The sequence below is a fragment of the Bradyrhizobium lupini genome (genome assembly GCF_040939785.1).
GTDB lineage: Bacteria > Pseudomonadota > Alphaproteobacteria > Rhizobiales > Xanthobacteraceae > Bradyrhizobium > Bradyrhizobium canariense_D.
On the sequence record NZ_CP162553.1, the window covers coordinates 7544103 to 7557756 of the forward strand.

Annotated in this window: 8 protein-coding genes and 4 pseudogenes; 4 read left to right on the forward strand and 8 right to left on the reverse strand. The window is 64.5% G+C overall.

Annotated features, from left to right (window positions below):
• Positions 1-53: 53 nt before the first annotated feature.
• The 3 genes and pseudogenes from AB3L03_RS36315 to gltX form a co-directional block, all read right to left on the reverse strand.
• Positions 54-1231: pseudogene (locus AB3L03_RS36315) on the reverse strand (ROK family transcriptional regulator).
• 177 nt (positions 1232-1408) lie between these two features.
• Positions 1409-2713 carry a citrate synthase gene (gene gltA, locus AB3L03_RS36320; RefSeq protein ID WP_018458093.1) on the reverse strand — a complete coding sequence of 435 codons (1305 nt, stop codon included), beginning with the start codon at positions 2711-2713 and terminating at the stop codon, positions 1409-1411.
• 195 nt (positions 2714-2908) lie between these two features.
• A pseudogene (gene gltX / locus AB3L03_RS36325) lies at positions 2909-4335 on the reverse strand (glutamate--tRNA ligase).
• Positions 4336-4501: 166 nt separating this feature from the next.
• Between gltX and AB3L03_RS36330 the strand changes: the two are divergent.
• The 4 genes and pseudogenes from AB3L03_RS36330 (at position 4502) to AB3L03_RS36345 (ending at position 9275) form a co-directional block, all read left to right on the forward strand.
• Positions 4502-6178 carry a glutamine--tRNA ligase/YqeY domain fusion protein gene (locus AB3L03_RS36330; protein ID WP_018458091.1) on the forward strand — a complete coding sequence of 559 codons (1677 nt, stop codon included), beginning with the start codon at positions 4502-4504 and terminating at the stop codon, positions 6176-6178.
• Positions 6179-6197: 19 nt separating this feature from the next.
• The gene (locus tag AB3L03_RS36335; protein ID WP_018458090.1) at positions 6198-6584 is read left to right on the forward strand and encodes a nuclear transport factor 2 family protein; all 387 of its coding nucleotides are present in this window, start codon (positions 6198-6200) and stop codon (positions 6582-6584) included.
• Between the two features lie 84 nt (positions 6585-6668).
• Entirely contained in the window at positions 6669-6902 is a 234-nt protein-coding gene (locus AB3L03_RS36340) for a DUF2171 domain-containing protein (RefSeq protein ID WP_007610829.1), read from the forward strand.
• Positions 6903-6997: 95 nt separating this feature from the next.
• Positions 6998-9275, forward strand: a pseudogene (locus AB3L03_RS36345) (ComEC/Rec2 family competence protein).
• A 138-nt stretch (positions 9276-9413) separates the two neighbouring features.
• Here the strand turns inward: AB3L03_RS36345 and AB3L03_RS36350 are convergent.
• The 5 genes and pseudogenes from AB3L03_RS36350 to AB3L03_RS36370 form a co-directional block, all read right to left on the reverse strand.
• The gene (locus tag AB3L03_RS36350; RefSeq protein WP_018458088.1) at positions 9414-9848 is read right to left on the reverse strand and encodes a hypothetical protein; all 435 of its coding nucleotides are present in this window, start codon (positions 9846-9848) and stop codon (positions 9414-9416) included.
• Positions 9849-10341: 493 nt separating this feature from the next.
• Positions 10342-11043, reverse strand: a complete 702-nt coding sequence (gene lexA / locus AB3L03_RS36355) for a transcriptional repressor LexA (protein ID WP_026233499.1) — start codon at positions 11041-11043, stop codon at positions 10342-10344.
• Positions 11044-11219: 176 nt separating this feature from the next.
• Positions 11220-12430, reverse strand: a pseudogene (glp, locus tag AB3L03_RS36360) (gephyrin-like molybdotransferase Glp).
• A gap of 238 nt (positions 12431-12668) precedes the next feature.
• Positions 12669-12860 carry a hypothetical protein gene (locus AB3L03_RS36365; protein WP_026233498.1) on the reverse strand — a complete coding sequence of 64 codons (192 nt, stop codon included), beginning with the start codon at positions 12858-12860 and terminating at the stop codon, positions 12669-12671.
• A gap of 167 nt (positions 12861-13027) precedes the next feature.
• Positions 13028-13654, reverse strand: a complete 627-nt coding sequence (locus AB3L03_RS36370; protein ID WP_085395035.1) for an HAD family phosphatase — start codon at positions 13652-13654, stop codon at positions 13028-13030.

The window sequence follows — 13654 nt, forward strand, 5'->3', positions numbered from 1 at the left end:
ATTTCCTCCCGGTGTGAACTCTTTCGCGCGAGAGCCGCGCGGCATCAGGTACGTCAGGCGGCCTCGGCCGATGCGGCCGGCATGCCGCCGCGGCAAGCGAGGCAGAAAGATGCGAATGCCAGCGCCGCCCGCGGATCGTTGCCGTTCGACGGCGGCACGAAAGCGAGCGACACTTGCGCGTGTTTGCGGCCGCCCAACAGGCTGGCGTCGATCCCCTCGACGAGCGCGTTGCGATCGTCCTCGGTGAGGAGGACGGCCAGCCGCTGATCGCGACGCCCTTGCATGGCTTCACGTTCAGCGTATTGCCGATCGCAAGGCCAAGCCGGAACAGCCGCCGGCGCAATTCCTGCCGCACGCGCGACGAGAGCGGCATCGCGGTCACCCACTCGCTGCCGAGCTCAAGCAACTCGGCTTCCGCGACGCCAAGAAGCTCGGCCAAAGCGGGAAGCGACGTATAAGCCTCGACGCAGCCATGATGACCGCAGCGGCAAATTGGTCCGTCGGCTCCGAACACCATGTGGCCGAGCTCGACCGGCTGGAGGGCATCGTCCTCGACCGCGTCATCCATCCAGGTGCCCGCGACGCCCTGACCGACGAAGACGAAGAGATGCGCGCCGCTGAATGGATAATGCTCCGTGCGGCAACGGTGAAAGATGGCGTGCGCGACGACCGAATTGGTGAACTCGACCCGCACGCCGGGAAGCGTCTCGCCGAACATCTCGCTGATCCGCCCGACATCGCAGGGAATGATCGGATTGCCTGACGCGCCCAGCCGGCCGAGACCCGGGATCGAGACGCCGATCTGTGCGAGGGGGATACGTCGACGCCGCGTCCACTCGCGCAGCAATGTCATCGCTTCGCGAAACGCCCGGCCGACCGTCGCGACGGTCGGCGTCTTCGGCAGCGGCACATGCCCGGTGTAGTGCAGTTCGCCCGACAGGCCCCCGACCCCGACGCTGAGCCGCTGAGTGGTCAGCTCGAACGCCGCGAGCGCCACCGCTTTATCGAGTGACACGAGGCCCGTCGGGCCGCCGACATAAGGGGCAGGGCGCCGCACTTCCTCGATCAGGCCTTCGGCCTTCAGATCCAACAGGATGCGCGACAGGCTCGCTTCCGACAGGCGCACGGCCTTGGCCAGCGGCGGGCGAAACGACGCGCCTGACTGAAGCAGATGAATCAAAATGGCAGCACGCGTCTGCCGCCGACTTCTCGGCTGCTCCGGCATTTCCATCCCTGTCGTCATTCTTACTTAGAGTAAGAATTTGCGCGCGAAGCGTCTCAACGTCAAGCGTCGGCCGAGGCATTGCGCTGACTTGTTGTTGTGCGCGGCAGCAAGATTGTCTCAGCGCAAACAAAAGCGGCGCCATCTTGTGATGGCGCCGCTTCGAAAGCCGTGATGGGCTCGAGCTTACTTCCGGTTGTTGATCGCGACGTAGTCGCGGCGGGTGACGCCGGTGTAGAGCTGGCGCGGACGGCCGATCTTCTGCTGCGGATCCTCGATCATTTCGCTCCACTGGCTGATCCAGCCGACGGTGCGGGCGACCGCGAACAGCACGGTGAACATCGAGACCGGGAAGCCCATCGCCTTCAGCGTGATGCCCGAATAGAAGTCGACGTTCGGGTAGAGCTTGCGGTCGATGAAGTACTGGTCGCTGAGCGCGATCTTCTCGAGCTCGAGCGCCACCTTCAGCATCGGATCGTCGCCATGGCCGGTCTCCTTGAGCACGGCGTGACACATCTTCTGCATGATCTTGGCGCGCGGATCGTAGTTCTTGTAGACGCGGTGACCGAAGCCCATGAGGCGGACTTCAGAGTTCTTGTCCTTCACCTTGGCGATGAACTCGGGGATCTTGTCGACCGAGCCGATCTCGGCGAGCATCGCGAGCGCTGCTTCGTTGGCGCCGCCATGGGCCGGGCCCCACAGGCAGGCGATGCCGGCCGCGATGCAGGCGAACGGGTTGGCGCCGGAGGAGCCGGCGATACGCACGGTTGAGGTCGAGGCGTTCTGCTCGTGGTCGGCGTGCAGGATGAAGATCTTGTCCAGCGCGTCAGCCAGCACCGGGTTGATCTTGTAGTCCTCGCACGGCACGGCAAAGCACATGTGCAGGAAGTTCTCGGCGAACTTCAGCGAGTTTTTCGGATACACGAAGGGCTGGCCGACCGTGTATTTGTAGGCCATCGCAGCCAACGTCGGGATCTTGGCGATCATGCGCATGGAGGCGATCATGCGCTGCTTCGGATCGTTGATGTCGGTTGAGTCGTGATAGAACGCGGCGAGCGCGCCGACAGCCGCTACCATGATCGCCATCGGATGGGCGTCGCGGCGGAAGCCCTGGAAGAAGCGGGCCATCTGCTCGTGCACCATCGTGTGATGGATCACGCGGTCGTCGAAATCCTTCTTCTGCGCGGCGGTCGGAAGCTCCCCGAACAGCAGCAGATAGCAGGTCTCGAGGAAGTCGCCATTCTCGGCGAGCTGTTCGATCGGATAGCCGCGGTATTCCAGCACGCCCGCGTCACCGTCGATATAGGTGATCTTGGACTGGCAGCTCGCGGTCGAGGTGAAGCCCGGGTCGTAGGTGAACAGGCCGGACTGGCCGTAGAGCTTGCCGATATCGATGACGTCGGGCCCGACGCTGCCGCTGTGGATCGGAAGATCGAAATTCTTGTTTCCGACCGTCAGTGTGGCGGTCTTATTGCTTGGTTTTGCGTCCATCAGAGGTCCCCGATGTATGGTGAAACGGGCCGGACCCGGAGGCCCCGATGAGATATCGCGGGGCAGGCCGGATGTTCCAGAAGGTACGGCTGAGATGGGTATATTATTGCTGTGTGCGCTGCAAGATGGCGCCACGCATGGTCGACTTACGTCGTAGCCTGGTCCTTGGGCCCGGTCCTTAGCGCGGTCCTAGGCCTATTCCGTGGCCTGATCTTTAAGCCGGCCCAGGCTTTCCTGGCGTCCCAAGACGTCCAAAACCTCGAATATGCCGGGCGACGTCGTCCGTCCCGTCAGCGCGGCCCGCAGCGGCTGGGCGACCGCGCCGAGCTTGAGACTATTTTCCTCGGCAAAGGCGCGCAGCGCGGCTTCCGCATTGGCCGCGCTCCACGTCTCGACTTTCTCCAGCGCGGAATGAAGCTGGCCGATCAGCTTGCGGTTCTCAGGCGTCAGCAGCGCCGCCGCCTTCGGGTCAAGCTCCAGCGGCCGGTCCGCGAAAATGAAATAGGCGCTGTCGATCAGCTCGATCAGCGTCTTGGCGCGCTCCTTCAGGGCCGGCATGGCCTTCAGGAGCTGCGCGCGCGTGGTGTCGTTTAACTTGGCCTTAAGCTCGTCGCGGCTGGGCACGACGTGGTCGAGCACGTCCTCGAACATCTTCACGAGTGATTGATCGTCGGCATTGCGGATGTAGTGGCCGTTGAGGTTTTCCAGCTTGGCAAAATCGAAGCGCGCTGCTGCGCGGCCGACGCTGGCAAGATCGAACGCCGCGATCATCTCCTCCGTCGAGAAGATTTCCTGGTCGCCATGGCTCCAGCCGAGCCGGACGAGATAGTTGCGGAGCGCGGACGGGAGGTACCCCATGGCGCGGTAGGCATCGACGCCAAGCGCGCCGTGCCTCTTGGAGAGCTTTGAGCCGTCCGGGCCATGGATCAGGGGGATGTGGGACATGCTCGGCAGCGTCCAGCCCATCGCGTCGTAGATCTGCTTTTGGCGGGCCGCGTTGATCAAATGGTCGTCGCCGCGGATGACGTGGGTGACGCCCATGTCGTGGTCGTCGACCACGACAGCGAGCATGTAGGTCGGGTTGCCATCGCCGCGCAGCAGGACGAGGTCATCCAGATTCTCGTTCTGCCAGACCACGCGGCCCTGGACCTGGTCCTCGATCACGGTCTCGCCGGTCTGGGGCGCACGGAGCCGGATGGTGGGCTTTACGTCGGTCGGGGCCGTCGCCGGATCGCGGTCGCGCCACAGGCCGTCATAGAGGCGCGTGCGCCCCTCTGCGCGCGCCTTCTCGCGCATCGCGGTGAGCTCCTCGGCGGTGGCGTAGCAGCGATAGGCCTTGCCGTCGGCGAGCAGCTGCTCGGCGACCTCGCGGTGGCGGGCGGCGCGGCTGAACTGGTAGATGACGTCGCCATCCCAGCCGAGCTCCAGCCATTTCAGGCCGTCGAGGATGGCGCCGATCGCGGCCTCGGTGGAGCGCTCCCGGTCGGTGTCCTCGATCCGGAGCAGCATCTTGCCGCCGTGCTTCTTCGCATAGAGCCAGTTGAACAGCGCCGTGCGCGCGCCCCGATATGGAGGAAGCCGGTCGGCGAAGGAGCGAAACGGGTGACGACGGGAGAGGTCATTCTTGGCAGGGCCTATGCATTGGAGGCGGTGGTATATAACAGGACCGGAGCATAACTAAAGCCCGGCAGCGGACCGCCAGGGGTTGCTTGAGACCTTGCCTAAGCCCTTGGCTCAGCCAAGGGAATTTGGCAGAAGGGCCGCTGATTTCCCTACAGGATTTTCGTAATGACAGAACCGGTGGCGAACGAGGTTGGGCGCGATTTCATTCGTGACATCATCCAGGCCGACCTCGAGCAGGCCAAATACAAGGAGATCGTGACCCGGTTCCCGCCGGAGCCGAACGGTTATCTCCATATCGGCCACGCCAAGTCGATCGCGCTCAATTTCGGCATCGCCCAAGAGTTTCCGGGCCGTTGCCATCTGCGCTTCGACGACACCAATCCGGTCAAGGAAGAGCAGGAATATATCGATTCCATCCAGGCCGACGTGCGCTGGCTCGGCTTCGACTGGGGCAAGAACCTGTTCTTCGCTTCGGACTATTTCGACCGCCTCTACGAATGGGCGGAGCAGCTGATCCGCGACGGGCTCGCCTATGTCGATGACCAGACCCAGGAGCAGATTCGTCTCGCGCGCGGCACGCTGACCGAGCCCGGCAAGAACTCGCCGTTCCGCGATCGCACCGTGGATGAAAACCTCGACCTGTTCCGTCGCATGAAGGCGGGCGAATTCCCGAACGGCGCGCGCGTGCTGCGGGCCAAGATCGACATGGGTGCGGGCAACATCAATCTGCGCGACCCCGTGCTGTACCGCATCCTGCATGCGCACCATCCGCGCACCGGGACCAAGTGGAGCATCTATCCAAGCTACGACTATGCCCACGGCCAGTCGGATGCCATCGAAGGCATCACGCACTCGATCTGCACGCTGGAGTTCGAGGACCATCGGCCGCTCTACGACTGGTTCATCGAGAAGCTGCCGGTGCCCTCGAAGCCGCACCAGTACGAATTCGCGCGGCTGAACCTGACCTACACGCTGCTGTCCAAGCGTGTGCTGACCCAGCTCGTCCGCGAGGGCCATGTCGCGGGCTGGGACGACCCGCGCATGCCCACCATGGCGGGCATGCGCCGCCGCGGCGTGCCGCCGGCCGCGCTTCGCGAATTCGTCAAGCGCATCGGCGTTGCGAAAGCCAATAGCGTGGTCGACGTCGGCATGCTGGAATTCTGCATCCGCGAGGAATTGAACCGCACGTCGCAGCGGCGCATGGCGGTGCTTAAGCCGCTCAAGGTCGTGATCGAGAATTATCCCGAGGGGCAGACCGAGGAGCTCGAGGCGATCAACCATCCGGATGATCCCTCCGCCGGCACCCGCAAGATCACGTTCGGTCGTGAGCTCTATATCGAGCAGGACGACTTCATGGAGAACCCGCCGAAAAAGTTCTTCCGTCTGTCGCCGGGCAACGAGGTGCGGCTGCGCTACGCCTATTTCGTCAAGTGCACCGGCGTGATCAAGAACGATGCCGGCGAGGTGGTGGAGCTGCGCTGCACCTACGATCCCGCGACCAAGGGCGGCAACGCGCCCGATGGCCGCAAGGTCAAGGCCACCATGCACTGGCTGCCGGCGGCGACATCCGTGCCCGCGGAAATCCGCATCTACAATCAGCTGTTTGCCAAACCGAGCCCGGACGCCTCGAACTTCGCCGCCGACCTCAATCCGCAGTCACTGGAAATTCTCGCTAATGCCCGCGTCGAGGCATCGGTCGCGGAAAGCAATTCGACCGAGCCGATGCAGTTCGAGCGCCAGGGCTATTTCGTGCGCGACAAGGACTCGACGTCCGACAGACCGGTATTTTCCAGGACTATCGGTCTGCGCGACACGTTCGCGAAGGAAGTTGCCAAAGGCTGAAAAGAGCTGCGAGACCACAATGAGCAACGAAGCCGACGCTATCGTTTCCGGCATCATCGCGAAATGGCGCGCCGGCTTCGCCACGCTCGATGCGGCCGCGCTCTCATCGCTCTATGCGAGGAATGCCTTCTTCTTCGGCTCCAACCCAAAGCTCTACCGGGGCAGGGCCGGCGTCGCAGACTATTTCAACGGCCTGCCGCGCTGGCGCAAGCCGAGCGCGGTGTTTTCCGAGGTGACGGCGGCGCAGGCAGGTCCTGATCTGATCAATATGGCCGCGACCATCTCGTTCGATCTCGCCGGCGAACGCCCCGATTTCTCGGTCAAGATGAGCTGGGTCATCATGCGCGAGGACGGCGAGTGGAAGATCGTCAATCACCATGCTTCGTCGCAGGCGCCGCTGATCTGACGAGCGGGCACACGGCTTCGTCATTCTCGTGAGAGAACGAACGTGCTCCCCGCGCGTTGGGGTGGGTCCAACAAGGAACCCACCATGCAGAACATCGCAGAGCATATGGAAGTGATCGGCGCCGACGGCGTCCACATCGGCACCGTCGACAAGGTCGAAGGCAATCGCATCAAGCTGACCAAGAAGGACAGCGGCGAGGGCAGCCACAAGGGCCATCATCACTTCATCGACAAGGGCCTCGTCGCCGATATCGAGGGCAACAAGGTCAGGCTGTCGGCCAAGGCGGATGTGGCCGTGACGATGGAAGAGGAAAAGTAGCGGCCGCGCCCCTTCGTTCCTGATCCGTACCGCTATCCGCCCACCTGCACGTTCCGGTAGCTTCTGGCTTCGTTGCGTATCATCGAGTGCAGGGAATGGCCGAGCCGGGCCGGCCGGTACGATCGCAGGGGATCGCGGGGACGTGGCCCGCGGGCCGCGCCGCGTCCGCGGGCGGCCTCGCGCCTGCAGGCCTCGACCTCTGGACATCGCTGGCCGAGACCCTCCGCGCCTGGCTGCGCGCCGAGGCGGGCGCCGGGCGGCTGTTGCCGTGGGTGCCCGTCGCGTTTGGCTGCGGCATCGCGCTTTATTTCTCTGCCGATCATGAGCCGGTGCTGTGGGTCGTTGCCACGACCGCCATCGCGCTCCTGCTTGGCGCGGCTCTGTTGCGGCGGAGCCGGCTGTTCGCCCCGGCCATCATGATCGCGGCGGTCGCGGCCGGCTTTGCCGTCGCAACCTGGAAGACGGCGCGCATCGCCCACCCGGTGCTGGCAAGGGCGCTCTATTCGGTGTCGTTGTCGGGCTTCGTCGAGGCTCGCGACATCCGCGAGCGTACCGATCGTTTCGTGCTGCGCGTCACGGCGATGGAGGCGCAGCGCAGCGACGTCAGGCTCGAGCGCGTGCGCCTGTCGGTCCGCAAGGGCACCGCGCCGGAGGTCGGTAGCTTCGTTCAGCTGAAGGCACGGCTGATGCCGCCACTCGCGCCGGTGCGGCCCGGCAGCTACGACTTTTCGCGTGACATGTTCTTCCAGGGCATCGGCGCCTCCGGCTTCGCGATGGGCGCCATCACGGTGGCGTCGCCGCCTGAGACCGGCGGCTTACGGCTGCGTTACGCGGCCTTCATGCAAGGCCTGCGCGATGCGATCGATGCCCGCATCCGGGCGACGCTCGACGGCGACAATCGGGCGATCGCGACCGCGCTGCTCACCGGGCGGCGCGATGCGATCACCACGCCCGTCAACGATGCGATGTTCATCTCCGGCCTCGGCCACGTGCTCTCGATCTCCGGTTATCACATGGCCGTCGTTGCCGGCGTCGTGTTCTTCGCGGTGCGCGCGCTGCTCGCTCTGATCCCCGGATTGGCGGCCGGCTTCGCCATCAAGAAATGGTCGGCCGCCGCCGCGCTGGTCGCCGCTGCGTTCTACCTGCTGCTGTCGGGCGCGGAGGTCGCCACGCAAAGGTCGTTCTTCATGACGGCGGTGGTGCTGATCGCGGTGATGGTCGATCGCCGCGCCATCACCTTCCGCACGCTTGCTGTGGCTGCGCTGATCGTGCTGGCGGTCGCGCCGGAAGCGCTGGTGCATCCGAGTTTTCAGATGTCGTTTGCGGCAACGCTCGGCTTGGTCGCACTGGTGCAGATCGGCATGCCCAATTTGTTTGCCTCGCCGGACAATTCGGCGACTGCGCGCATTGCGATGTGGGGTGGGCGCGAGATTGCGATGCTGTTCATGGCTTCGCTGATTGCGGGACTTGCGACCACGCCCTATGCCGCCTTTCATTTCCACCGTGTCACGCCGTTCGGCGTGCTCGCCAATCTCGGCGCGATGCCGGTGGTCTCTGCGCTGGTGATGCCGGCGGGGCTGTTGGGGCTGCTTGCTGCGCCGTTCGGGCTGGACAGCGTGTTCTGGTGGGTGATGGGGATTGGCATCGAGTGGATGGTCGCGGTCTCGCGCTGGGTCGCGTCCTTGCCGGGCGCGGTGGGCCGCATCCCGGCGTTCGGGATCGCGCCGCTGATCGCGGCGAGCCTGGGAATCATTGTGCTCGGCTTGTTGCGCACGCCGCTGCGCTGGTCCGGCGCCCTGGTGCTGCTGGCAGCGATCCTCTGGGGACTGTCGGCGCGGCAGCCCGACATCCTGATTGCCGGGGATGGCGCCAGCGTCGCGGTGCGGGGCAGGGACGGATATCTGCACCTGATCAGGACGAACAAGGACAGCTTTCTGCTCAAGGAATGGCTCGCTGCCGACGCCGATCCGCGCGATGCGGGCAGAGCCTCGCTTGCCGATGGCGTGTCCTGCGACGAATCCGGCTGCGTGACGCCACTGGCCGACGGGAGGCTGGTCGCGCTGGCACTGCGCGTCGACGCTCTCGCAGACGATTGCAGTCGGGCCGCCCTGGTGGTGACGACGTCCCGCGCCGCCCGATTGCGCGGCGATGGTGGTCGATCGGCAGCGGCTCGCCAGCCAGAGCGCGCTGGCGCTGACGCAGCGTGGTGACGGTTTTGTGGTTCAGGCAGTGAGGGCGAGAGGCACGAGCCGCCCCTGGTTGCCGGCCGGCGCCGGCGAGGGTGATTTCGACGGCAGCCTCGCGCCAAAGTCGACCGCGCCTCGCATCAAGGACGCAACGCCGGCGGACACCGATCTGCAAGCCGACGATTGATCTGATGGTGCGGAGCAACGCAGTGGTTCGGTGCGTCCGTTCGGATCTGCGGGGTGCAAACCACACCATCTCGCCGGCCACGGCCGGCGATGGCGATTCAATCCTGACCTCCGACTTCGTAGCCGGAGGGCGGCTCTGTCAGCCGATCGGCAGGTGCGTGACGGTCGGCTGCCTGTCGGCGGTGATCTGCGCCTTGTGCTCGCGCTCGGTGACCGACTGAGTCACCGGCAGTTGCAGCACCGTCGCGCGCTGGCCTTCGACGAGCTGCGTCACCAGCACGTATTTGCCGTCGGGGAATTCGATCGCATCATGATGGCGGTCGGGAACGTGCGGATCGATCTTGCCGAACTTGCCCACGCGGGAATTGATGGTGCGCGTCCAGATCCAGCGATTGTCGTAGCGGACGTCGTCGGCGAAGGCGAGCTCCGTCCCCGGCAGCAGGCAGACGGCAACAGACGGATCGGCTGCAGAGGCGAAGCCGCGCGTCGAGGTGCCGCGGAAGCTTGTCGTGACGATCGTCTCGCCGACTTCGGCGGGGCGCGACGCGACGGCATGTAGGCTGTAGTCACACATCGGGTGCTCCTCATGCTGGGATAGCAACCCGCGTCTCTTATCGAGGCGCAGGCCTCTATCAGAGTGGAAGCACGAACGCTCTGCTTGGTTGTGGGCAAATCTGCGGCTGGCTTCCGCAAGCCGCGATCACATTATCTTTCCCGAATTCAATAGGAACAAAGCTCGCCGCGATGCATTCGGGAGGCGCGTACGCGAACATTGCCAACTTGGCTGCAACGGCCGAACTTGACCGCTGGTCGCTGTTTCCTCGAACAACCGAGCCGCGAAGCGGTGCTGCTTGAAGCGGTGCTGCTTCGTCGGCGTGGCGAGGAGCCAGCGTTGGAGGAGGGGCCGGATAGTCTGTGCAGAACCAGAAAGGCTATCCAGCCGGAGCGGACGATGATCCGCTCCAATCTCTGACCGGCGATGCCGATCGGAAGCGCGCGAGGCGCCAAGCACCTCCGGCATGAAGTGCTTCCGATATGAAGTACTGCCGATAGAAAGACTCCCGGTATCAGTACTTCCGGTAAAGCCCGATCAGCTTGCCCTGAATCTTCACCCGGTTGGGCGGCAGGATGCGGACCTCATAGGCCGCGTTGGCGGGCTCGAGCGCGATCGAGGCGCCGCGACGGCGGAAGCGCTTCAGCGTCGCTTCCTCGTCGTCGATCAGCGCCACCACGATGTCGCCGGTATCGGCGCTCTCGTTGCGCTGGATCAGGGCCATGTCGCCGTCGAGAATGCCGGCTTCGACCATCGAGTCGCCGCGCACTTCCAGCGCGTAATGCTCGCCCGAGCCGAGCATGTCAGGCGGTACGCTGATAGTATGGCTGCGGGTCTGCAACGCCTCGATCGGCGTGCCGGCCGCGATGCGGCCCATCACCGGCACCGCGACGGGACGTTCGCCCTCGTCAGCGGGCAGGCTCGCGCTCGCACGCACCTTGCCGAGATTGCCCTCGATGACGCTCGGCGTGAAGCCGCGGCGGCTGCCAGCGGCTGCCTGGAGCTCCGGCAGCTTGATGACTTCAATCGCACGGGCGCGGTTGGGCAGGCGTCGGATGAAGCCACGCTCCTCGAGCGCCGTGATCAGGCGATGGATGCCCGACTTCGAGCGCAGATCGAGCGCATCCTTCATCTCGTCGAAGGAGGGCGGCACGCCGCTTTCCTTCAGACGTTCACTGATGAACCGCAGAAGCTCGTATTGTTTGCGCGTTAACATCTCGACCAAAGTCCCCCGGTTGATGTCGTCCGATTCCGAGACGCTGAATTCGGCCATAAGCCGCTGCATGCTCGAAACAAATCATGAACAGACACTATATGTTCGATACATGTTCCGCAACTGCTTAATTTACCGTGAACAGAGCAAAGTGCGCGGAACGCGCGTTGCGGGGGCGCTCAGACGGGGAGCCGCAACACTTCGCAAGCCGTGCCGGCTTCGGCCTTCGGCGCGAATGGTGCGCGGACGAGAAGTACCTGTGCTGCAGCGAGATCTGCAAGCAGCGAAGAGTCCTGATGATTGACGGGAACAACGACGCGTGTGCCATCGTCACGCTCCTCAAGATGCGCGCGCAGATAGTCCTCGCGCTGGTCGTTGGCGCCGACGTCGCGGCCGAGCACGGCGCGTTCACGGCGATGGTGAATCACTGAACGGCCCGACAGGGCGCGAATCAGCGGCACCATGAACAGGAAAGCGCACACGTAGGACGATACGGGATTGCCCGGCAGGCCGATCACACCCATTGCGCCGAGTCGCCCGTGCATCATTGGCTTGCCTGGCCGCATCGCGATCTTCCAGAACGCCATCGCGATGCCTTCGTCCCGCAGTGCCTGCTGGACCAGATCGTGGTCGCCGACCGATGCGCCGCCGGTCGTGATCAGGACGTCGGCGCCGCTCTCGCGGGCGCGGCGGATGCCGGCGGTGGTCGCCTCCAGCGTGTCGGCGGCAATACCGAGGTCGATGGTCTCGGCGCCCTCGCTGCGGGCGAGCGCGTGCAGGGCGTAGCCGTTGGAATAGACGATCTGGCCGTGGCCGGGCGTGGTGCCCGGCATCACCAGCTCGTCGCCGGTGGCGAGAATCGCGACTTTCGGACGCCTGACAACGGCAAGGTGCGGATGATCCATCCCGGCGGCGAGCGCGAGGTCTCGCTCGGTCAAACGGCTTCCTTGCGCAGGAGCACGTCGCCCTCGCGGAAATCGACGCCGGCGGGGCGGATGTGCCGGCCGGCGATTGCGGCTTCCTTGATCGTGATCCGCTTGCCGGCGGCGACCGTGTCCTCCTGGATCACGACGGCGTCCGCGCCAAAGGGAACGACGCCGCCGGTGAAGATCCGCACGGCCTCGCCGGCTCCGACCGTCCCCTCGAACGGTCGGCCCGCTGCGACTTCGCCGATGACGGTGAGCTCCGAATCGATCGTCGCGGCATCGGCCGCGCGCACCGCGTAGCCGTCCATCGCCGACATCGCCTGCGGCGGCTGCGTGCGCCGCGCCACGACGTCACGCGCGAGCACGCGATGGTAGGCCTCGTCGAGGGAAATCATTTCTTCCGGCAGCGGCTCTGCACCCGCCAGCACCGCGGCAAGCGCGTCAGAAACCGGCATCAAGGCCACGGCGAAAACTCCTGCTCGGCACGTTCGGGCGAATGTTCCGCACGTCTTCTAGCCGAGCGCAGGCGCAGAGGCAAAAGCGGCTGAGCAGGCACAGTCATCCCGCCCCTTCACATTGTTCCGGAAGGCAGGATCAAGCGCGTCGCGGCATGATCCGAAGGAGGTCACAGATCGGCAGGAGAGTGGTCATGGAAGCGACGAAAATCATGGCAAGGCGAGAACGCGCCATGGCCTGAATCGATCAGCTCCCTGCCTGCCCGGGAGTTACGTCGGGCGCCTTGGATCCCTGATCCTTGTCGGGCAGCGGGTCGGCTTGGGATTTCAGGTCGGCGGCCTTGCTCACAAGCTTGGCGGAAAGGTCCGAATCTGAAGTTGTCCTCGCGAATTCAAGAAGAAGAGAGGCCTGCTTGGTGAGGTAGGTTTTGCCCAGCACGATGATGCATCCGTCCGTAGAAGTCCCAACGGACTCTAAGAGTCCGGAAGGCGGTATTCCGTTCCCGGAACTCTGTATAAAAATGTACAAAGTGATCCGGTTCCTCAATTTTTCAAAATTGGTCCGTCGGGCCGTGCCGTCGTGGGTTTCGCGACAACGGACCGTCGTCAAATGCCCAATGCCTTCAATGCGTTCCCGACGTCACGCGGCGAGGTCACATGCACCGCCGTCAAGCCGCGCGCGCGCGCTCCCTCGATGTTTTCGGCAAGATCGTCGAAGAACACGATGCGCCCGGCGGGCACGCCGATCGCCGCAACGACGTGGTCGAAGGCCTCCGCATCCGGTTTGCGCAGGCCGATGCTGGACGACAAATACAGCTCGCGGAAATGGCCGAGGAGGTCGGCATATTCCCTCGAGAAATGGTCCACGTGCGGCCGGTTGGTGTTGGAGAAAGCATAGAGCGGCATCTGTTTCGCTGCGCGCGGCAGCAGCTCGGCGATGTCAGGCATTTCGCCGGCGAAAATCGCGTTCCAGCCTTCCAGGAACTGCGCATCCGAAATGCCGATTCCGAGCGAGGCTCGCAATGAGGCGAAATAGTCCTCATCGCTGATCTTCCCCATCTCGTGCAACCGATAGGCTTCGCTGTCCCGCACATAGCGCGCGACGATGGCTTCGGGCTTGCAGCCGGCATGTCCCGCCCAGCAGGCGATCGCCTTGGAGAAATCGATATCGAGCACGACGCGGCCGAGATCGAACAGGAGCGCATCCGCGCTGCCGGGAGAGAGCGATGTCAC

Bases quoted from the DNA above. Each gene is read 5' to 3' on its own strand.
- gltA (WP_018458093.1), bottom strand. From the start codon at position 2,713: ATGGACGCAAAACCAAGCAATAAGACCGCCACACTGACGGTCGGAAAC.
- AB3L03_RS36330 (WP_018458091.1), top strand. From the start codon at position 4,502: ATGACAGAACCGGTGGCGAACGAGGTTGGGCGCGATTTCATTCGTGAC.
- AB3L03_RS36335 (WP_018458090.1), top strand. From the start codon at position 6,198: ATGAGCAACGAAGCCGACGCTATCGTTTCCGGCATCATCGCGAAATGG.
- AB3L03_RS36340 (WP_007610829.1), top strand. From the start codon at position 6,669: ATGCAGAACATCGCAGAGCATATGGAAGTGATCGGCGCCGACGGCGTC.
- AB3L03_RS36350 (WP_018458088.1), bottom strand. From the start codon at position 9,848: ATGTGTGACTACAGCCTACATGCCGTCGCGTCGCGCCCCGCCGAAGTC.
- lexA (WP_026233499.1), bottom strand. From the start codon at position 11,043: ATGTTAACGCGCAAACAATACGAGCTTCTGCGGTTCATCAGTGAACGT.